This is a genomic window from uncultured Salinicola sp., from assembly GCF_937921195.1.
Taxonomy (GTDB): Bacteria; Pseudomonadota; Gammaproteobacteria; order Pseudomonadales; family Halomonadaceae; genus Salinicola.
In genome coordinates this window covers 82,507-101,810 of sequence record NZ_CALFQK010000143.1, presented here as the reverse complement: position 1 = coordinate 101,810, position 19,304 = coordinate 82,507, and the positions used below count along the sequence as shown (strand labels likewise).

The following is a 19,304-nucleotide window of genomic DNA, read 5'->3' as shown; positions in this document are numbered from 1 at the left end:
CTCATCTTGCGACGCCGATGATGCGCCATCATGACAGTGATGAAGCGCGACTTCACCCCGCCACCTGGCCGGTGGCGGAGGTCACGCCGGAAACCCGGAAGGTTGCGGGCGGCTCAGTGCGCCGCGAGCGCGGCGGGCGCCTCGCCAGTGGGACTGTCTTCGGTGAGATGCCGGGCCCAGCGCTGCCAATCGTCCGCGCGAGCAGGGTCGTGGGGCAGGCCCAGCTCGCCGTGCCGATACGCGTCGGCCAACCGTGTTGCGGCCTGGACATGGCCATTCTCGCCCGCGCGGGCATACCAGGTCACCGCATGGTGCTCGTTGGGCTGGTACTGCGAACAACCCAGTTCGTAGATGCGCCCGGCCTGGTATTGCGCATGGCGATCCCCCTGCTGGGCCGCCTGCAGGACATAACGCGCGCCGGTGGACTTGTCGCGGGGGGAGATCCCACGATGCATCAGCACCCGGCCGTAGAGCGACCGCGCGGGGACATGGCCGGCATCGGCGCAACGCTTGAACCAGCGCAGCATCAACCGCTGCTTGCCCGGCGAACGCGTCATCCAGCGCGTGTGGCTGAGCTGCGTGGCCAGACGGAACTCGAATCGCGTAAAGAAAGAAAACGTCTGTGGCATAACTGACAGTGACCCTGGAGACTGGGACCCGTTAACGGTCCGAACTACCGTGTCGATCTGAACGCATCTTGTTTTCTATTACCGCAACACCAGGCAACGCTCTATGGCGCGTCGGAATCGACCCTTCACAGGCGCGCACGGCCGAGGCCGGGCGGCGAAAGGCCGCAAGGATACGCCTGCCCGCGTGGCGACTCAACCCCTCGCGTCCGGCGCCGGTTTGCCGCTTTCCAGCGGCGCCAGTAACATACGATGTCCAACGGCTTTTCATCACGCCTCAGAGGGTGTTTACAAGTTCGGCGAGCGAAGGCAAGACAAGGCAAAATCGGTCGAAAAGGCGGAGTTTACACGGGGTAAATGAGCATTTGAGGCCGATTTTAACGCCGTATTGCCGAGCGCAGGCATTTTGTAAACACCCTCTCAGGCTCGTCAACATCCGTTTTTTCATCTGGAGCGCAACATGCAGCGACGCCCCCTAGGCAAGACCGACATCCAGGTTTCGCGCCTGTGCCTCGGCACCATGACGTTCGGCGAACAGAACACCGAGGCCGAGGCGCACGAGCAGCTCGATCGTGCCGTCGCCGCCGGCATCAACTTCATCGACGCCGCCGAGATGTATCCTGTACCGCCCAAACCCGAGACCCAGGGCCGCACCGAGGCCTATATCGGCAGCTGGTTGAAGCAGCGCGGCAAGCGCGACGATCTCATCATCGCCAGCAAGGCGGCGGGTGCCGGACGCGGCATGGAGCATCTTCGCGGCGGCCCGCGACACACCCGCGAACAGATTCACCAGGCGCTGGACGCGAGCCTCGAGCGCCTGCAGACCGACTATCTCGACCTCTATCAGCTCCACTGGCCGGACCGTCACGTCAATTGCTTCGGCCAGCTGGGCTACCTGCCGGGCGACGACAGCGACGCCACGCCGCTGGAAGAGACCCTGGGCGCCCTGAAAGAGGCCGTGGACGCCGGCAAGATCCGCGCCGTGGGGCTCTCCAACGACACCCCTTGGGGCGTCATGCGCTGCCTCCACCTGGCCGAGACCCAGGGCCTGCCGCGCGTCGCCAGCATCCAGAATCCCTACAACCTGCTCAACCGCAGCTTCGAGATCGGCCTGTCCGAAATCGCCCACCGCGAATCCGTCGGTCTGCTGGCCTACTCGCCGCTGGCCTTCGGCGTGCTCAGCGGCAAGTACCTCGACGGCCGGAAGCCGCCCAAGGGCCGTCTGACCCTGTTCGAGCGGTTCTCGCGCTACACCTCCGAGCTGGCCCAGGAGGCGACCCAGGCCTACGTCGACATCGCCCGCGAGCACGGCCTGGACCCGGCCCGGATGGCGCTGGCCTACGTCACGTCCCGGCCGTTCGTGACCAGCAATATCATCGGTGCGACGACCCTCGAGCAGCTCGATGCCAATATCGACAGCGACTCGCTCGAGCTGTCCGCCGAAGTCGTCGAGGCGATCGAGGGCGTGCATCGACGAATTTCCAATCCCTGCCCATGAAACTCGGCCCTGAGACTCGTTTTCGAAACTCGGTCCTGACGGTCGCCATCGGCGACCGATAACGCCACCTCCAGCACGGGTAAGCGCGCCATGCTCAGCATTCTCTCCCCCGCCAAGACCCTGGATTTCGAGACGCCCCCGACGACCCGGGACGTCACCCAGCCCGACTACCTCGACCTGAGTCGAGAGCTGATCGGCATCCTGCGCGGCTATTCCCCCCAGCAGCTGTCGCAACTGATGGGCATCAGCGACAAGCTCGCCGGGCTCAACGCCGCCCGTTACGCCGACTGGAAGACACCGTTCTCGCTGGATAACGCCAAGCCAGCGGCGCAGGCCTTCCAGGGCGATGTCTACGTCGGGTTGGAGGCGGCCTCCTTCAGCAAGGCAGACAACGCCTTCGCTCAGGATCATCTGCGGATCCTGTCCGGACTCTACGGCATGCTGCGGCCGCTGGATCTGATCCAGCCCTATCGCCTGGAGATGGGCATCCAGCTGGAGAATGCCGCCGGCAAGGATCTCTACGCCTACTGGCGGGAGCGGTTGACCCCCGATCTCGACCAGGCCGTTGCCGCCAGCGGCAGTCCGACGCTGGTCAACCTCGCCTCCAACGAATACAGCAAGGCGATCGACTTCAAGCGACTCCAGGCCGATGTGGTCTCGCCGGTGTTCCAGGACGAGAAGAACGGCCAGTTCAAGATCATCAGCTTCTACGCCAAGAAGGCACGTGGCCTGATGGCAGCGTGGCTGATTCGCGAACGCATCGAGGACCCCGCGGCGTTGACCGAGTTCGACGTCGCCGGCTATCGCCATGCACCCGACGAGTCCAAGCCGGGCAAACCCGTCTTTCGCCGCCGCGAACGGGATCGTGAATAGCGGGACGCGACCAAAGAATCAGGGGAAATGTGACGCCGTTCAGCTTCCATTCACGCCCATCTGCAACAATGCCCGCAGCAACGAGTGCCGCGACGTCGTCACTCGACCCGCAATAACGCTGATTTTCAGGAGAACGCCATGCGTCATCTGCTCGTCATGTTGATGGTCGGTATGCTCGGCTTTGCCGCCGCCGTCGACCACGCCGAGGCTCGCCGCATGGGTGGCGGCAAGAGCTTCGGTTCCTACTCGCGCTCGGTGCAGCAGCCCACCCCGACCACGACACGCAGCAACGCATCCGCCCCGCCCCGCCAGCCCAGCGCCGGACTGTCGCGCTTCGCCGGCCCGCTGGCGGGAATGCTCGCGGGCGGCCTGCTGGCGTCGCTGTTCTTCGGTGGCGCCTTCGACGGGTTGCGGATGATGGACTTCCTGCTGATCGCGCTGGTCGCTTTCATCGGCTTCCGGCTACTGGCGGGCCGTCGACGCCACGCCCCCGCCGGCCATCGCGATGACGGTCAAGCGCACCATGACACCAGCGCCCAGCCGGCTCCGTTCATGGGCACCGGCGCGACGGGCACGAGCACCGGAGGCATCGCCACCGAGCCTGCCTGGTTCGATCGCGAACGTTTCCTGGCCGGCGCCAAGGAGCACTTCACCACCCTCCAGCGCGCCTGGGACAACAACGACCTGAGCCGGATTCAGGAGTACGTCACGCCCGAACTCTACAACCTGCTGAAAGCGGAGCGCATGGAGCAACCGGCCAACAATCGCACCGAAATCGTGCGCCTGTTCGCCGAACTGGGCAGCGTGCAGGAGTTCAAGGACGAAGCCGAAGCCACCGTGCTGTTTCATGGCGTGCTCGAGGAGAACGGCGAGGAGACCGAGTTCAACGAGACCTGGCACCTGAAACGGGCGCTGCGTGACGGCGCACCGTGGTACGTTCAGGGCATCGAGCAGAATCCGAGCGCCTGACGAAGCCCGGAGCCGCCCTGAACGAAAAGACCCGAGCCTGCGAATGACAGGCTCGGGTCTTTCTCGTTGTGGCCGCGCCCCTCGCCGAGGCGGCGTCGCGACTCTTGTCGGTCGTCGCAACTATTGTCAGTCGTCGCGATCGACCGCAAAAGCCGACCAGGCCTGTCGCGTCGGCATCACTTCCACGCGGTTGAAGTTGATGTGCGCCGGCAGTGTCGCGATGTAGAACATCTGCTCGGCGATATCCTCGGCGGTCAGCGCCGTGGTGCCACGATAGAGATTGTCGGACGCGGTCTGATCGCCACCGGTGCGCACCAGGGTGAACTCGGTCTCGGCCATGCCCGGGGCCAGATCGGTGACCCTCACGCCGGTACCCTGCAGGTCGCAGCGCAGGTTGTAGCTGAACTGCTGAACGAACGCCTTGGACGCGCCGTAGACGTGGCTGCCCGGGTAGGGCCACTGACCGGCGATGGAGCCCACGTTGACGATCGTCGCCCCTTCACCCGCTTCGATCAGCGTCGGCAGCAGCGCGTGGGTCACGTTGACCAGCCCGGTCACGTTGGTATCGATCATGGTGTGCCAGTCCTTCAGCGCCACCTTCTGTGCCGGCTGGGGCGCCAGCGCCAGTCCGGCGTTATTGACCAGCGTGCGTACCCGCTTGAACGCTTCCGGCAGAGCGTCGACGGCCCTCTGCACGGCTTCGTCGTCGCGCACGTCGAGCACGATGGTGTGCACCGCGACCTTGTCGGCCAGTTCGGCCTTCAGCGCCTCCAGACGCTCGCCACGGCGACCGGACAGCACCAGCGACCAACCGGCCGCGGCGAAACGATGGGCTGCGGCACGGCCGAAACCGGAGGTCGCCCCGGTGATGAATACGACATCGCTCACATTGTTCTCCTTCATAACTCGATAGAAAGGGGATCTCCATCCCATGTCATGCCGCCAGCGCCCGGATAGCTCGACTAACCCTGCCACGCCTCGCGTGCCAGCACCCACAACGACAGCGCCATCAGCAGCGGCGCCACGGTGAGCTTCATCGAGCGCGGCGGCGAGCGCTCGAAGTACCACTGTCCCAACAGGTTGCCGATCAGCGCCGGCACCAGCAGCCAGGCCGCCCGCCCCCAGGTCTCTCGCCCCAATGCCCCTGCCATCTCCAGTCCGATCAGCGATGCGCTGCTGCTGGCGGCGAAGAACAGGATAGCAATTGCACGTAATTCCAGCGGCGGGAGACGCCGATGCAACAGGTAGAGCATCAGCGGCGGACCACCCGAAGAAGCCAGTGTCATGCACAACCCCGACAAGGCGCCAGCCGCAACGCCGGACCACGTCTGTTGCCCTCTCGACACGGCCGCCACCGGATCCTCGCCGGCCAGCGGTTCGGGACGCACCATCAGCGCCAGCGCACCAAGGAGCGCCAGCACGGCAATGGCGACCCGCATCGGCGCGGCCGGCAACATGGCCATCAGGCTCACCCCGACGGCGGTCGCCACCAGCATGCCGCACAGCAACTGGCGCAGGAGGCCCCACTCCGCCAGCCGGCTGGCCCGGCGCCACAGGCCGACGCTGGTCAAGAGGTCCAGCAGCAGCGCCAGCGGCACCGCCTCGATCGGCGGCAGCAGCAGCGTCAGCCCCAGCGCCAGCAACATGGCGAAGCCAAAGCCGCAGTAGCCCCTGACGACTCCGGCGAAGCACGCCAGCGCCATGGCCGCCCCCAGCAGCGGCATCGATGACATCATGGGAACGAACTCCTCCCGCCGTTTTCCTGGCCACCGATATCGTGGAATCAGCAACCCTACCCAGCCAACACCGCGCCGGGTAGGGCCAGTTCGGCAACCAGGTCGGGACATCCTTCCGTGACTGTCACGGTCGCCACCGCATTCTGGCTCTACGCGATCGAACCATCGCCCCTTAAGCTCTGTCTGAAAAATCGACGAGCGATAGCCAGACAAGGCAAAAATCGGTGAAAAAAGGACCGGGCTGGCGCTCCAGTTTACGAGGGGTAAATGAGCATTTTGACCGGGCTGGCGCACCAGCCGATTTTTAACGCCGTATGGTTGAGCGCAGGCATTTTTCAGACAAAGCGTAGTCTTGGATCGAGACAGTGAACGCCACACAACAGGAACCCTGCCATGACCGACACCTTCATCAACGACGACGTTTCCAATGAGCATGTCCATCGGCTCGACCGCCGGCACGTGTTTCACTCCTGGTCGTCGCAGGGCAATCTGTCGCCCCTGGTGATCGCCGGGGGCAAGGGCTGCCGGCTGTGGGACTACGCCGGCAAGGAGTACCTGGACTTCAGCAGCCAGCTGGTCAATACCAATATCGGCCACCAGCATCCCAAGGTGATCGCCGCCATCCAGGCCCAGGCGGAGCAGCTGGCCACCATCGCCCCGGCCCACGCCAATCTCGCTCGCGGCGAGGCGGCCAGGCGGATTCTCGACCGGGCGCCGTCCGGCTTCGGCAAGGTGTTCTTCACCAACGCCGGCGCCGACGCCAACGAAAACGCCATGCGCATGGCGCGCAGCGTGACCGGTCGCGACAAGATCCTGTCGGCCTACCGCTCCTACCACGGCAACACCGGCTCGGCCATCGTCGCCACCGGCGATCCGCGCCGGGTGCCCAACGAGTTCGCCCGCGGCCATGCGCACTTCTTCAACCCCTTCCTCTATCGCAGCGACTTCTGGGCCGGCACCGAGGAAGAGGAGTGCCAGCGCGCGCTGCAGCACCTGAAGCGGGTGATCGAGTGCGAAGGCCCCAGCGCCATCGCGGCGATTCTGCTGGAATCGATTCCCGGCACCGCCGGCGTGCTGATTCCGCCCAAGGGCTACCTGGAAGGCGTGCGCCAACTGGCCGACCAGTACGGCATCCTGGTGATCTTCGACGAGGTCATGGCCGGCTTCGGCCGCACCGGGCGCTGGTTCGCCCTCGAGCACTTCGGCGCCAGGCCGGATCTGATCGTGTTCGCCAAGGGGGTCAACTCCGGCTATGTGCCGGCCGGGGGCGTGATCATTTCGGATGAGATCTGCCGCCATTTCGACGATCACATGTTCTTCGGCGGGCTGACCTATTCGGGCCATCCGCTGGCGATGGCCTCGATCGTCGCCACGCTGGACGCGATGAGCGACGAAGGGATCGTGGAAAACGCCGACCGCATCGGCAACGGTCCGCTGGCTGCCGGGCTCCAGCAGCTCGCGAGGGATCATGCCATCGTCGGCGAAACCCGCGGCCTCGGCGTGTTCCACGCGCTGGAGCTGGTCAGCGATCGCCGGACCCGCGCCCCGCTACCGGCCGCGGCGATGGGTACGATCAAGAACGCCCTGATCGCCAAGGGTCTGCTGCCGTTCGTGGTCGAGAATCGCATTCACGTGGTGCCGCCGTGCATCGTCAGCGACGCGGAAGTCACCGAGGGGCTGTCGATCCTCGATGACGTGCTGGGCGAGTTTGCGGCTGGCTGATCGGGTTCGCGAGATCGGACTGGCGGCCGGCGACTTGCCGGTCGCTGTCGTCTGGGGTCGGGGCTAGCCGAAGGCCTGCGCCAGTCGCTGGATCCCGGGTTCGATACGCTCGGCATCGATGGCGCCGAACCCGAGGCGCATGTAGTTGCGTGGCGGTGCCGAGTCGAAGAAGTGCTGGAAGCCCGGCTCGATCAGCACGCCGCGCTGGGCCGCCTGCCAGGCCAGCCGCTGCGTATCGGTCGCATCCGGCGTCTCCAGCCAGAACACGCTGGCATGATCTCCCCCGACCCGACGACAATCGGGCAGCTCCCGAGCGATGGCGGCATCCATGATCTCCCAGCGATGACGCATCTCGTCGGCGAACTGGCGCAGATAGCGATCGTAATGCCCCTGGGAGAGGAACTGCGCCAGCTGCTGCTGCAGACCGGAGGGCGGATGGCGATACATCAGCCGCCGCAGCGCCCGCAACTCCTCGATCAGTTCGGCATCGGCCACCACGTATCCCAGCCGCAAGCCGGGAGACAGCGGTTTCGACAGACTGCTCATGTAGATCACGCGGGAACCCGCCCGGCTCGCCTTCAGTGCCGGCTGGGCGTGACGATCGAAATTGACCTCGGCGTCGTAATCGTCTTCCAGCACGATCTGATCGCGGCGCTGGATCTGCTCGATCAATGCTTCCCGTCGACGGCGGCTCATGGTCACCCCGGTCGGCCCCTGATGGCTCGGCGTCACGTAGAGATAGTCGCTCCCGGCCGCTGCCGCATCCAGGCACATGCCTTCAGCGTCGATCCGCTGATAGCTCAGTTGTGCCCCCTGGCGCAGGAAGACGTTGGCCGCTTCGCGGTAGCCGGGATTCTCCATTGCCACCCGGGTGCGCGCGTCGAACAGCAGTTGGGCGATCAGGAACAGGGCATTCTGCGATCCCAGCGTGATCAGGATCTCGTCGCTGCGCGCGTGAATGCCGCGCTTGGGCAGCACCCGGGTTCGCAGTTGCTCGACCAGCATCGGGTCGTCCTGATCGTAACGATCGCCCAACCAGTGTCGTTCGCGGCGCCCGCCGAGCAGCCGCCGCGAGGTCTCGCGCCACTGCTCAAGGGGAAACAGCCGGGTATCCAACTGGCCGTAGACGAAGGGAAATTCGTAACTCATCCAGTTGCCGGGACGCAGGACGCCCTGCAGATGGCTGGGCCGATGGGTGAAACGACTGCCCCAGGAAGGTGCATTGACGATCTCGTCGTGCGTTGCCGGGCTCGTTTCCAGTGCATCGGGCTCGTGATAGGCATCGTGCAGGTAGTAACCGCTGCGCGGCCGGCTGACCAGATACCCATCCTCCACCAGCCCTTCGTAGACCAGCGCCACCGTATTGCGCGAGATGCCGAGCTGCAGCGACAGCTTGCGGCACGAGGGCAGCGCCTCCTCGGTGGGGATGGTGCCGGTGTGAATGGCATCCAGCAGCGCCTCGCGCAGCTGCTCCTGCAGGCCGCGCCGGGTATCGAAGTCGAGATGAAAATAGTGATCGAGCATGCCGAGCTCCCGCCCCGTGGCTGAGCTCTACACGCTGCAAGATCCGCGCCAGTCGACCTGTTCGACAGGCGGCCGGGGTTCGGAACTGTCCCGAGCATGACGGGAATCTGGCCTGTAGTGCCGTACAGCGCGAACTTTAGTATGGGCCAGCCATAACAACGTCAATCACGAGGACTACATCATGGGCAGCACCTTCCATGGCGTCATCGCCTTCGCGCTGATCGCCGCCCTGCTGGTCGTCGGCAGCCTGCTGCGCAGCCGTCTTTCCTGGCTGCGGGCCAGCTTGATTCCCGGCAGTATCGTGGCGGGCATCATCGGCTTCGCCGGGCTCTCCTCGGGGCTGATTCCCGGCTACGACCCTTCCGATTTCACCGCACTCGCTTTTCACTTCTTCACCCTGAGCTTCATGTCGCTATGTCTGACCGGCAGCCCCAAGCCGGCCGCGGGCGAGCAGCGCCAGGGTATCGTCGGTGGCGGGCTGTGGTTGACGCTGATCTGGACCGCCAGCCTCGGCGCCCAGGCGGTGATCGGATTCGGGCTGATGGCGGGCTACGACCTGATCACCGGCAGCGATCTCAGTCCGCTGCTTGGCGCCATCGTCACCCATGGATTTACCCAAGGGCCGGGGCAGGCACTGACCTACGGCACGATCTGGGAGAACGACTACGGCATCGCCAACGCCGCGCAGGTGGGCGTGATCTTCGCCTCGCTGGGCTTCGTGGCCGCCTTCGTCGTCGGCGTGCCGGCCGCACGCTACTTTCTCAAGCGGGGGCTCAACGCCAACCGCCATTCGACGCTGGACGACGACTTCGTGCGCGGCTTTCACACGCCCGAGACCCAGCCTTCGGCCGGCAAGCAGGTCTCGCACGCCGGCACCGTTGACTCGCTGGCCTGGCATCTGGGCCTGCTGGGCGTGGCGTATGTCATTACCTATGTATGGCTGAGCGCAATGCAGCCGCTGGTGGCGGGCAATCAGGTGCTGTCGGTGTTCTTCAGCTACAACCTGTTCTTCATCCATGGGCTGACGGTCTGCGTGCTGATGCGAATGGCGATCGAACGCTTTGGCTGGAATCACAAGGTCGACGACGACACGCTCAAGCGCATCACCAGCGGCTCGGTGGACTTCATGGTCGTCGCCACCCTGATGAGCATCCAGATCGCCGTGCTCTCGGCCCTGCTGATGCCGATCCTGCTCATCGCGGTCGCGGTGACGCTGGTCACCTTCCTGGGCGCGATGGCGATCGGCAAGCTCAGCGGCCAGCTCGGGCCGGAACGCGCCGTCACCGCCTTCGGCTGCTGCTGCGGCTCCACCGGTACTGGCCTTCTGTTGCTGCGCATGCTGGATGCCGACTTCAGCACCTCGGTGCCCAAGGAGCTGGCGTTCTTCAACATCGCGATCATCGTGGTCAATATTCCCACGCTGTTCTTCGTCGCCCCGATCGCCCCCTCCCTCGGCCCCTGGAGCTACCTGGCGATCTTCGGCGGCTACGTGATACTGATGCTGTTCTGCATCCCGCTGCTGCTGAAATGGCAGCGCAGCCGGGGCGGCCAGATCCCTTCCGTTCAGGAGCCGACTCCCTCATGAGCCATCGCATCTTCGTCGCCCGGCGCATCCTGACCATGAACCCCTCGCAGCCGGAGGCCACCCATATCGCGGTACGCGACGGCCGGATTCTCGGCATCGGCTCGCTGGGAACGCTGGCGGACCTGGGCGACTTCGAACTCGACGAGCGCTTCGCCGACAAGGTCATTCTGCCCGGCTTCGTCGAGGGCCACAGCCACGCGCTGGAGGGCGTGCTGTGGGAGTATCCCTACGCCGGCTTCTTCCCCCGCCAGGGCCCCGACGGCCACACCTGGCCGGGGCTGACGGACATCGCCGCGCTGCAGCGCCATCTCGGCGAACAGGTTGGCAAGCTCTCGTCGGAAATCCCGCTGATCGCCTGGGGATTCGATCCGATCTACTTCCCCCAGCGCCGACTCGACCGCGACGACCTCGATGCCGTCGACGCCGAACGGCCGATAGTGGTCATCCATGCCAACCTGCACATGATGACCGTGAACAGCGCCATGCTGCGTCTCTCCGGGCTCGAATCCCAGGCCGATGTCGAAGGCGTGGTGACCTTTGACGACGGCCGTCCCAACGGCGAGCTGCGCGAGATGGCAGCGATGTTCGCGATCTTCGACACCCTCAACCTCGATCTCTTCGATCGCGGCAGCGAGGAAGCGACACTCGAGCGCTACGCGCGCATCGGCCAGCGCCACGGGGTGACCACGCTGACCGACCTCTACAATCCGCTGAGCGAGACCGGCGTCGAGAGCATGCAGCGCACCTGCAACCGGGACGACGTCCCGATGCGCCTGGCACCGGCGATGAGCGCGCTGACCTACACGCCGGAAGACGGCATAGAGCGGGTGCTGGACTGTCGCGACAAGAGCAGCGACAAGCTCCATTTCGGACTGGTCAAGCTGATGACCGACGGCTCCATCCAGGGCTACACCGCGCGCCTCATGTGGCCGGGCTATCACGACGGCTCGCCCAACGGCATGTGGAACGCCGAGCCGGAACGCCTGACCGAGATCGTGCACCGCTATCATCAGGCCGGGCTGCAGCTGCATATCCACACCAACGGCGACGAGGCCGTCGAGCTGATGCTGGACGCCATCGAATCGGCGCTGGAACTGTGGCCGCGGGCCGATCATCGCCACACCCTGCAGCACTGCCAGATCATCAGCCACGCCCAGCTGAAACGCGCCGCACGACTCGGGGTGTGCCTCAACATGTTCGCCAACCACCTTTACTACTGGGGCGACATCCACCGCTCGCGCACGCTGGGTTTCGAGCGCTGTCAGCGTCTCGAACCGCTGGCCTCGGCGGATCGCCTGGGCATCCCCATCGCGGCGCATTGCGATGCCCCGGTCACACCGCTGGCGCCGCTGTTCACGGCGTGGTGCGTCGTCGCCCGCCAGACCGCCAGCGGCGAGGTGCTGGGACCCAACGAGGCGCTGAGCGTGGAACGGGCGCTGCGCCTGATCACGCTGGACGCGGCCTACACCCTCAAGCTGGACGATCGCATCGGCAGCCTGGAGGTGGGTAAGTTCGCCGACATGGCGGTGCTCGACGAGGATCCGCGCGAGGTGCCGCTGGCGCGGCTGGCATCGATCGGCGTCGCGGCGACGGTGGTGGGTGGCCGTGTCTTCGACAATGGCTGAGCCCGACGCCGATCCGATCCCGGTGGTACTGATTGCCGGCTATCTCGGCGCCGGCAAGACCACCTGGCTCAACGCCCATCTGCGAGACGGCGTGGCGCCGGATACGCTGGTGCTGGTCAACGACTTCGGCACCATCAATGTCGATGCCGAGCTGATCGACTACGCCGGGGAGCGCCTACTCAAGCTCAGCAGCGGCTGCCTGTGCTGCTCGCTGAGCGACGAACTGGGCACCCAGCTCTCGCGTATCGGCCGCTGGCCGGCGCCGCCCGCGGCGCTGATCATCGAGACCAGCGGCGTGGCGCGGCCGCGCCGCATCGCCGACCTGATCCGCGTGGCGCGCCGGTTCCGCCTGGATCGCATCGTCACCCTGGTCGACCTGGCGAGCCTGGCACAGCGGCTGAATGACAGCCGCGTCGGCGAGCTGGTGGCCGACCAGATTGCCAGCGCCGACACCCTCTCGCTCAATCGCGGCGACGATCTCGACGATGCCGAGCGCGAAGGGCTGATGCGTCGGCTGCAGTCGCTCAATCCCACGGCACAGGTCGCTCACGCGGGTTTTAGCACCGGGCGACCGGAGCAGGCGGCACCGAAACGACCACCGACATTTCGCCCCACCGCCAATGATCGCGATCCCGACTGGCAGCGCTTTGCGATCGAACTGCCCGTGTCACTGAATCGCCGGACGCTGGAGTCGCTGCTCGCCGAGCATGCCGAAGGGCTGGCGCGGGCCAAGGGCTTCATCCAGGCCGAGGGCCGGTACTACGTCTTTCAATGGAGCGGCGGGCAGGCCGAGTGGACGCCCACCGCGCCCCGCCCGGGTGCCAGCCAGCTGGTGGGAATCGGCTTCGCCGGGGCGCCCTTCGATGCGCTGATCGCGGCGCTGAAAACGCTCGCCTGATTTGCCGGCGGCAACGCCGATCTGGCCAGCCGATGTTCATCAACTGGCTCTACAGCAACCGCTCCCGGATTCTTTAGGGTGGAATCACGCTACGCAATCGTCACGACCCATCACCGACACCAACAACAATGAGAGGGTGTACTTCATGCTGCGCTTCCCGAACCGCAAACCCACCGCCCGGTTTCACCTGCCCCGTCTCGCCGCCAAGGCCATGGCCGGTACGCTGATGGCGCTGTCGTTGTCGACTCTGTCGCTGTCAGCCATTGCCGCCGACCTGCCGGAGATCGAAAGCCGCGGCTATCTGAGCGTGGCGACGGAGGACAACTACGCCCCGTTCAACTTCATCGAGGATGGCAACGCCAAGGGCTTCAATACCGACATGCTCGAGGAGCTGCGCAACTACGCCGACTTCGAGGTTCGCCAGGACATCCTGCCCTGGACCGGCCTGCTGGCCGCCGTCTCCACCGGCCAGTACGACATGGCGCTGACCGGCGCCTCGGTCTCCGACGAACGCCTGCGGGTGTTCAACTACACCCCGCCCTACGCCTCCGCCCAGCACTTCGCGATCAAGCGCGCCGACGACGACAGCATCAGCGATGTCGACGATCTCAGCGGCAAGAGAGTGGGCGTTCAGGCCGGTAGCGTGCTGCTGTCGCGACTGCCGGAGCTGAAGAAGATGCTCGAGGACGACGGCGGCGAGCTGGGTGAGGTGGTGCAGTACGAATCCTACCCCGAAGCCTTCGCCGACCTGGCCAACAGCCGTCTCGACTTCGTCATCGATTCCGCCGTGCCGGTCAATACCCTGGTGGCTTCCAAGCCGGACGTCTTCGCCAAGGGTCCGGCGGTCTCCGGCGCCGGCTACGTCTCCTGGCCCATCCCCAAGTCGAGCCCGGAACTGCTCGCCTACATGACGACATTCCTGGACCACATGAAGGAGACCGGCCGTCTGGCCGAGCTGCAGGAGAAGTGGTTCGGCGAGAGCTTCCCGGACCTGCCCGACGAACCGCTGGAGAGCGTCGACCAGTTCCACGAGCTGGCGGGCCTGGACGACTGAGCCCGGTGGCCCGATCGTCGAGTCCCACGACACACCCCATCGGCTGACACGTCATACCGTCAGCGGCGCCGCGGGTTCGCGCGGCGCCTCCCCCGTTCTCAAGCCCTCGGGAGCCGCCCATGAATGCCAGTGCCTGGCACATGCTGCTGGAAGGCGCCTGGACGACCGTCTGGATCTCCGGCATCTCCATCGCCATGGGGGTCACGGCCGGGCTGATACTGGCCCTGATCCGCCTCGCCCGTATTCCCGTCGTCGACCAGCTCCTGGTGCTCTACATCAGCCTGGCGCGCGCCACGCCACTGGTCACGCTGGCGCTGTTCATCTTTCTCAGCGCCCCGACCTTCGGCATCAACCTCGACCGCAACGTGGCCGGCATCCTGGCGTTGACGCTCAACACCACGGCGTTCAACGCCGAAATCTGGCGTAGCGCCTTTCGCAACTTCTCCCGCGATCAGCGCGAGGCGGCCATGGCAGCCGGCATGACGCCGTGGGTCACCTTCCGACGCATCATGCTGCCGCAGATGATGATCACCAGCCTGCCGGGGCTGATCAACGAGATGTCGTTCCTGATCAAGGGCAGTCCGGCGATCGCGGTGATCGGCATCGTCGACCTGACCCGGGTCACCAATCGCATCTCGGCCGTCACCTACGACCCCCTGCCACCGATTCTGGTCGCCTGTGCGCTCTACATGGCCGCGATCGGCTGCCTGGTCTGGCTGCAGCGGATCGCCGAACGCCGCGCCAACCGGCTGGCGGTGTGATGAGCCGACGACGACAAGGCGGCGGTACCCCAAAGCCGAGGAGGCGCCATGAGTAACTGGGAGATTCTGTGGAGCGCTCGCGACCAGTTCTGGAGCGGGTTCTTCAGCACGATGGAGATCTTCGGCCTGTCGATCAGCGCCGCCTTCGCGATCGGCTGCGGCATGCTCTACCTGCTGGAGGGCAGCCGCCCTCGCCTGACCGTGCCACTGCGGGTGTTCATCGACGGCATGCGGATGCTGCCGTTTCTGATCCTGGCCTATCTGCTCTACTACGGCCTGCCGGCCTTCGATATCCGCCTCGATGCGTGGTGGTCCGGCGTCGGGGCGCTGGCGGTCTATCACGGCTGCTACTTCGCCGAGATCTTCCGCGGTGCGCGCTTGACCTTCCCGCCCGGCCAGGTCGAAGCCGCCAAGGCCCACGGCTTCACCAAGGGCAAGATGTTCTTTCGCCTGATCCTGCCCCAGATCGTGATGCAGACCCGGCCGCTACTGGGCAACCAGTTGATCTACGCACTCAAGGACACCGCCTTCCTGGTGATCATCACCGTGCAGGAACTCACCGCCGCCGCCAACAGCCTGTCGGGAACCTATTTCATCCCCACCGAGGCCTTCATCGTGGTCATCGGCTTCTACTGGGCGGTCAGCGTGGTCATGGAGATCATCATCAAACAGTGTGGCCGCTTCAGCGCCAAACGGGGGTTCGACCATGTTTGAGAAAAGCACATCGGAAAGCGTCAGGTCTGAACAAACCACGCCTGAACGAACCGCGCCTGCGCGGACCGCGGTCTCGATCCGCCATCTGTCGAAGAGCTTCGACGGCGTCGAGGTCCTGCGCGACGTGGATCTGGAGGTGCGCGAGGGTGACGTGGTGACGATCCTGGGCTCCTCCGGCTCCGGCAAGTCGACGCTGTTACGCTGCATCAACTGGCTGGAGCGACCCGACAGCGGCAGCATCCACATCGGCGGCCAGCGCATCGGCGTCAACGACGCCGGCCGGCCGATGCCGGTGCGAGAGCTGGCCAGGGTTCGCGCCCGTACCGGCATGGTGTTCCAGAGCTTCAACCTGTGGCCGCACCTCAACGTGCTGCACAACGTCACCGAGGCCCCGATCCACGTACTGGGCAAATCGAAAGCCGAGGCCGAAACTCACGCTCGCGAACTGCTGGAGAAGGTCGGTATGTCAGCCAAGGCCGACGCCTACCCCAGCACCCTCTCCGGCGGCCAGAAGCAGCGCGTGGCGATCGCTCGCGCCCTGGCGATGCAGCCGGAAGTGATGCTGTTCGACGAGCCGACGTCGGCACTCGATCCGGAACTGGTCGGCGAGGTGCTGGCGGTGATCAGGGACCTTTCCGCCGAAGGCTACACCATGATCGTCGTCACCCACGAGATGGCCTTCTCCCGGGCGGTGTCCGACAAGGTCGTGTTCCTGGACAAGGGCCTGATCATCGAACAGGCGGACCCGGAGACGTTCTTCACCAACCCCAGTACCGAGCGGGTACGCAAGTTCCTGGAACGGGAAGAGAGTTGAACCGAAGACCGGCAATCGAAGACGGTGAAAGCGACTCGACAGCCGATGGCGAAAGTGCCAACAATGCGACAACGTCATCATTTCGAGGGAGCTGTCATGTCGATAACGGTTACGGTCTTGGACGACTATCAGGGATGCTGTGCCTTTCTCGACGCCGCCCACGAACTCGACGGCAGCGACGTGCGCCTGGACATCGAACATCGACATATCGACGACCAGGCGCTGCCCGCTCGCCTGTTGGACAGCGACGCCATCATCCTGATCCGTGAACGCACCTCGTTGACCCGCGAACTGCTTGAGCAGTTGCCGAATCTCAAGCTGGTGGTCCAGACCGGGCGACTCTCCTCGGCCATCGATGTCGAGGCCTGCAAGGAACTGGGCATCGCCGTACGCGACGGTGGCGGCTCGCCGATCGCGCCGGCGGAGCTCACCTGGCTGCTGATCATGGCGGGCTGTCGGCGTCTGGGCGGCTATCTCGCCCGACAGGCCGAGGGCGACTGGCAGCGCACCAACCAGCTCCTGGAGGCGGAGTCGCTGGGCCACGCCGTCCACGGGCGCACGCTGGGCATCTGGGGGCTGGGCAAGATCGGCAGTCTGGTCGCCGGCTACGCCCAGGCCTTCGGCATGAACGTCGTCGCCCACGGCCGCGAGAGCAGCGCCGGGCGCGCCTTCGAGCTGGGCGTCGAATTCGAGCCCGATCGACACGCCTTCCTGGCCCGCTGCGATGTGATCACCCTGCATCTCAAGCTCAACGGTGACACTCGCGGCATGATCACGCCGGCGGACCTTGCCGCGATGCGCGCCGATGCGCTCTTGGTCAACACCAGCCGCGCCGAGCTGATCCGCCCCGGTGCGCTGCTCGACGCCCTCGACGCCGGGCGGCCGGGTGCAGCGGCGCTGGATGTCTACGAGAACGAGCCCGACGGTGCCAGCGCCTACCAGGCCCACCCCCGGGTGCTGGCGACACCGCATATCGGCTTCGTCGAGAAGGACACCTACGAGCTCTATTTCTCGACCGCCTATCGCCAGGTCAGAGAGTTCTTTGCCTAGAGAGTCTTTTCCTGGAGAGTTCTTTGCTGCCTAACACCTGAAACGACGACGACGCCGGCCGAAGCCGACGTCGTCGTGGGTGTTGCCAAGTCCGGCGGTACTGTCTTGAGGCTACTGCCCGAACAGGTGCTTGCGCGCCTCGTCGGTCATCTCGACATTGTTGGCGGGATTGATCTCCTCCGCCTTGGCGTAGGCAACCCTGACCGCCTCGCGCTTGCCGATCTGCTCGAACCAGCGCTGCAGGCTGGGGTAATCCTCCAGATCCTGGCCCTGCTTCTCGTAGGGCTTGATCCACGGCCAGATCGCCATGTCGGCGATGGAGTAATCATCGCCGGCAACGAAATCGTTGTCGTCGAGCTGCTTGTCCAGCACGCGATAGAGTCGCGAGGTCTCGTTCATGTAGCGCTCGACGGCGTAATCGATCTTCTTCGGCGCATAGTGGCGGAAATGGTGGTTCTGCCCCGCCATCGGCCCCAGCCCGCCCATCTGCCAGTTGAGCCACTGCAGCACCCGATAGCGTTGGCGCCCGCTCTTGGGCAGGAACTTGCCGCTCTTGTCGGCCAGATACTCGAGGATCGCGCCGGATTCGAACAGCGACAGCGGCTGACCGCCGTCGGCCGGGGCACGATCGACGATCGCGGGAATGCGGTTGTTGGGGGCGATCTCGAGAAATTCCGGCGTGAACTGCTCGCCCTTGCCGATATTGACCGGATGAATACGGTAGTCCAGCCCCGCTTCCTCGAGGAACAGCGTGATCTTGTGACCGTTGGGGGTCGTCCAGTAGTAGAGATCGATCATCACAGGCTCCTGTCGTGACGCCCGGCGATAAGCCGGATGCTGTCAGGATAGGCTTTGCGGGGGGCGGCGTCTTCCGACATCGCCCCCGCGCCGTTCAAAAGCCTCTTCTCTGTGAGTCCAACCCTCCTGCTCGAAGGGTCGAAAGCGCCTGCCCGGTCGGCCAAGCTCGCGATCAATTGGCATAGGCGCCGTCGACATCGACGATCCGCGTTGCGTTGCGGCCGACGCCGCCATGCAGGTCCAGCATGCGCTGGAACCAGGCGTAGACCGGATCGGCGTTGGAGACCAGATCGGCAGCGGAGGTGACCCGCGCCCACATGAAGGCGCCCACCACCAGATAGTCCGCGGCGCCGGCCTCGTCGCCCTCCAGGAACGGCGATTCGTCCAGTCGCCCGCGCATCGGCTCCAACGCACGATCGAGCATCGATAGCCCCTGGCTCGGCGAATGCATCTCCTCCAGCGTGCGACCGAATGCCTTTTCGCGCGAGGTACGGAAATAGTCGCGGTCGTCGGGGTGCACGGCGTTGAACACGTCCATCAGGATGGTGCGCATCACCCCCGGCGCCAGCGAACGTTCGGCATAGAACTTGAAGAACCGCGCCCGGGCCTCGGCCGTGGCATCGCCCAGCAGCGGCTTGTCCGGGTAGACGCGATCGAGATAGCGGAAGATTTCATAGCTGTCGACGACCGTCTGGTCACCATCGACGAACACCGGCACCTTCGTCTGGTCCGAAAAGGCGATCGCCGCCTTGTCGGTGAACTTCCACGGCACGAATTCGCAATCGAGCCCTTTATGCGCCAGCGCATACTTGACCCGCCAGCAGTAGGGCGAGAATCGCAGTCTCTCGTCGCGCCCGCACAGATCGAACATTTTACGGCTCATGCCACACTCCTCGTCAGATACGGCTATCACGCTGCAGTGCTCGCAGCATGTCCAAGGGCGAGTAAACCGTCAAACCCTGAACATGCGCTCTCCCGACCCGACTCGATTCGGCGCGAATCGAAAATCGTTGCCATGCTGTTACGGATAGCAGTCATACCGTGAGCCTGCGAGTCA

General features: G+C 65.2%; 18 protein-coding genes. 12 read left to right on the top strand and 6 right to left on the bottom strand.

Annotated features, from left to right (window positions below; all coding sequences use genetic code 11):
• Positions 1 to 113: 113 nt before the first annotated feature.
• On the bottom strand, positions 114 to 629 hold the full coding sequence (locus Q0602_RS15820; RefSeq protein ID WP_295037519.1) for a tetratricopeptide repeat protein: 516 nt from the start codon (positions 627 to 629) through the stop codon (positions 114 to 116).
• Positions 630 to 1,086: 457 nt separating this feature from the next.
• On the opposite strand from Q0602_RS15820, the gene Q0602_RS15815 reads away from it, so the two are divergent.
• From Q0602_RS15815 to Q0602_RS15805, 3 genes are all read left to right on the top strand, one after another.
• Complete coding sequence (locus Q0602_RS15815) at positions 1,087 to 2,124, top strand: NADP(H)-dependent aldo-keto reductase (RefSeq protein ID WP_295037517.1); 1,038 nt, start codon at positions 1,087 to 1,089, stop codon at positions 2,122 to 2,124.
• A 90-nt stretch (positions 2,125 to 2,214) separates the two neighbouring features.
• Positions 2,215 to 2,997, top strand: coding sequence for a peroxide stress protein YaaA (gene yaaA, locus Q0602_RS15810; protein WP_295037515.1), 783 nt, complete (start codon positions 2,215 to 2,217; stop codon positions 2,995 to 2,997).
• Between the two features lie 138 nt (positions 2,998 to 3,135).
• Positions 3,136 to 3,966, top strand: coding sequence for a TIM44-like domain-containing protein (locus Q0602_RS15805; RefSeq protein ID WP_298845393.1), 831 nt, complete (start codon positions 3,136 to 3,138; stop codon positions 3,964 to 3,966).
• A 126-nt stretch (positions 3,967 to 4,092) separates the two neighbouring features.
• On the opposite strand, the gene Q0602_RS15800 is transcribed toward Q0602_RS15805, so the two are convergent.
• Positions 4,093 to 4,854 (bottom strand): SDR family NAD(P)-dependent oxidoreductase, encoded by a 762-nt coding sequence (locus Q0602_RS15800; protein ID WP_298845391.1) that lies wholly within the window; start codon positions 4,852 to 4,854, stop codon positions 4,093 to 4,095.
• A gap of 74 nt (positions 4,855 to 4,928) precedes the next feature.
• Positions 4,929 to 5,702, bottom strand: coding sequence for a sulfite exporter TauE/SafE family protein (locus Q0602_RS15795; protein WP_298845389.1), 774 nt, complete (start codon positions 5,700 to 5,702; stop codon positions 4,929 to 4,931).
• Positions 5,703 to 6,095: 393 nt separating this feature from the next.
• Between Q0602_RS15795 and Q0602_RS15790 the strand changes: the two genes are divergently transcribed.
• Positions 6,096 to 7,424, top strand: a complete 1,329-nt coding sequence (locus tag Q0602_RS15790) for an aspartate aminotransferase family protein (protein WP_298845387.1) — start codon at positions 6,096 to 6,098, stop codon at positions 7,422 to 7,424.
• Positions 7,425 to 7,487: 63 nt separating this feature from the next.
• On the opposite strand, the gene Q0602_RS15785 is transcribed toward Q0602_RS15790, so the two are convergent.
• Positions 7,488 to 8,948 carry a PLP-dependent aminotransferase family protein gene (locus Q0602_RS15785; RefSeq protein ID WP_298845385.1) on the bottom strand — a complete coding sequence of 487 codons (1,461 nt, stop codon included), beginning with the start codon at positions 8,946 to 8,948 and terminating at the stop codon, positions 7,488 to 7,490.
• A gap of 181 nt (positions 8,949 to 9,129) precedes the next feature.
• Here Q0602_RS15785 and Q0602_RS15780 point away from each other — a divergent pair, with 181 nt between their 5' ends.
• The 8 genes from Q0602_RS15780 to Q0602_RS15745 all read left to right on the top strand — a co-directional run bounded on the left by Q0602_RS15780 (position 9,130) and on the right by Q0602_RS15745 (position 17,449).
• The gene (locus Q0602_RS15780; RefSeq protein ID WP_298845383.1) at positions 9,130 to 10,533 is read left to right on the top strand and encodes a sodium/glutamate symporter; all 1,404 of its coding nucleotides are present in this window, start codon (positions 9,130 to 9,132) and stop codon (positions 10,531 to 10,533) included.
• Entirely contained in the window at positions 10,530 to 12,158 is a 1,629-nt protein-coding gene (locus tag Q0602_RS15775; protein WP_298845381.1) for an amidohydrolase, read from the top strand. Before Q0602_RS15780 ends, Q0602_RS15775 begins: the two co-directional genes overlap by 4 nt.
• Entirely contained in the window at positions 12,151 to 13,056 is a 906-nt protein-coding gene (locus tag Q0602_RS15770; RefSeq protein ID WP_298845379.1) for a GTP-binding protein, read from the top strand. Before Q0602_RS15775 ends, Q0602_RS15770 begins: the two co-directional genes overlap by 8 nt.
• A gap of 145 nt (positions 13,057 to 13,201) precedes the next feature.
• Positions 13,202 to 14,110 carry a transporter substrate-binding domain-containing protein gene (locus tag Q0602_RS15765; RefSeq protein ID WP_298845377.1) on the top strand — a complete coding sequence of 303 codons (909 nt, stop codon included), beginning with the start codon at positions 13,202 to 13,204 and terminating at the stop codon, positions 14,108 to 14,110.
• A 119-nt stretch (positions 14,111 to 14,229) separates the two neighbouring features.
• Positions 14,230 to 14,871: an amino acid ABC transporter permease gene (locus Q0602_RS15760; protein WP_298845375.1), complete on the top strand. Its 642-nt coding sequence runs from the start codon at positions 14,230 to 14,232 to the stop codon at positions 14,869 to 14,871.
• 48 nt (positions 14,872 to 14,919) lie between these two features.
• Positions 14,920 to 15,585, top strand: a complete 666-nt coding sequence (locus tag Q0602_RS15755) for an amino acid ABC transporter permease (protein WP_295040109.1) — start codon at positions 14,920 to 14,922, stop codon at positions 15,583 to 15,585.
• Entirely contained in the window at positions 15,578 to 16,399 is an 822-nt protein-coding gene (locus tag Q0602_RS15750) for an amino acid ABC transporter ATP-binding protein (protein WP_298845373.1), read from the top strand. The genes Q0602_RS15755 and Q0602_RS15750 overlap by 8 nt, the downstream gene beginning before the upstream one ends.
• Before the next feature lie 96 nt (positions 16,400 to 16,495).
• Complete coding sequence (locus Q0602_RS15745) at positions 16,496 to 17,449, top strand: D-2-hydroxyacid dehydrogenase family protein (protein WP_298845371.1); 954 nt, start codon at positions 16,496 to 16,498, stop codon at positions 17,447 to 17,449.
• Between the two features lie 111 nt (positions 17,450 to 17,560).
• On the opposite strand, the gene Q0602_RS15740 is transcribed toward Q0602_RS15745, so the two are convergent.
• Together Q0602_RS15740 and Q0602_RS15735 are read right to left on the bottom strand one after the other, a co-directional pair.
• On the bottom strand, positions 17,561 to 18,247 hold the full coding sequence (locus Q0602_RS15740; RefSeq protein WP_298845370.1) for a glutathione binding-like protein: 687 nt from the start codon (positions 18,245 to 18,247) through the stop codon (positions 17,561 to 17,563).
• 172 nt (positions 18,248 to 18,419) lie between these two features.
• A complete protein-coding gene (locus tag Q0602_RS15735) occupies positions 18,420 to 19,130 on the bottom strand; it encodes a glutathione S-transferase N-terminal domain-containing protein (RefSeq protein ID WP_298845368.1) in 711 nt (236 codons plus the stop codon).
• Positions 19,131 to 19,304 lie beyond the last annotated feature (174 nt).

Excerpts from the sequence above, each read along its gene's own strand:
- Q0602_RS15795 (WP_298845389.1), bottom strand. The coding sequence starts at position 5,702 with ATGATGTCATCGATGCCGCTGCTGGGGGCGGCCATGGCGCTGGCGTGC.
- Q0602_RS15765 (WP_298845377.1), top strand. The coding sequence starts at position 13,202 with ATGCTGCGCTTCCCGAACCGCAAACCCACCGCCCGGTTTCACCTGCCC.
- Q0602_RS15760 (WP_298845375.1), top strand. The coding sequence starts at position 14,230 with ATGAATGCCAGTGCCTGGCACATGCTGCTGGAAGGCGCCTGGACGACC.
- Q0602_RS15755 (WP_295040109.1), top strand. The coding sequence starts at position 14,920 with ATGAGTAACTGGGAGATTCTGTGGAGCGCTCGCGACCAGTTCTGGAGC.
- Q0602_RS15805 (WP_298845393.1), top strand. The coding sequence starts at position 3,136 with ATGCGTCATCTGCTCGTCATGTTGATGGTCGGTATGCTCGGCTTTGCC.
- Q0602_RS15820 (WP_295037519.1), bottom strand. The coding sequence starts at position 629 with ATGCCACAGACGTTTTCTTTCTTTACGCGATTCGAGTTCCGTCTGGCC.
- yaaA (WP_295037515.1), top strand. The coding sequence starts at position 2,215 with ATGCTCAGCATTCTCTCCCCCGCCAAGACCCTGGATTTCGAGACGCCC.
- Q0602_RS15775 (WP_298845381.1), top strand. The coding sequence starts at position 10,530 with ATGAGCCATCGCATCTTCGTCGCCCGGCGCATCCTGACCATGAACCCC.
- Q0602_RS15735 (WP_298845368.1), bottom strand. The coding sequence starts at position 19,130 with ATGAGCCGTAAAATGTTCGATCTGTGCGGGCGCGACGAGAGACTGCGA.
- Q0602_RS15750 (WP_298845373.1), top strand. The coding sequence starts at position 15,578 with ATGTTTGAGAAAAGCACATCGGAAAGCGTCAGGTCTGAACAAACCACG.
- Q0602_RS15745 (WP_298845371.1), top strand. The coding sequence starts at position 16,496 with ATGTCGATAACGGTTACGGTCTTGGACGACTATCAGGGATGCTGTGCC.
- Q0602_RS15770 (WP_298845379.1), top strand. The coding sequence starts at position 12,151 with ATGGCTGAGCCCGACGCCGATCCGATCCCGGTGGTACTGATTGCCGGC.
- Q0602_RS15815 (WP_295037517.1), top strand. The coding sequence starts at position 1,087 with ATGCAGCGACGCCCCCTAGGCAAGACCGACATCCAGGTTTCGCGCCTG.
- Q0602_RS15790 (WP_298845387.1), top strand. The coding sequence starts at position 6,096 with ATGACCGACACCTTCATCAACGACGACGTTTCCAATGAGCATGTCCAT.
- Q0602_RS15740 (WP_298845370.1), bottom strand. The coding sequence starts at position 18,247 with ATGATCGATCTCTACTACTGGACGACCCCCAACGGTCACAAGATCACG.
- Q0602_RS15780 (WP_298845383.1), top strand. The coding sequence starts at position 9,130 with ATGGGCAGCACCTTCCATGGCGTCATCGCCTTCGCGCTGATCGCCGCC.
- Q0602_RS15785 (WP_298845385.1), bottom strand. The coding sequence starts at position 8,948 with ATGCTCGATCACTATTTTCATCTCGACTTCGATACCCGGCGCGGCCTG.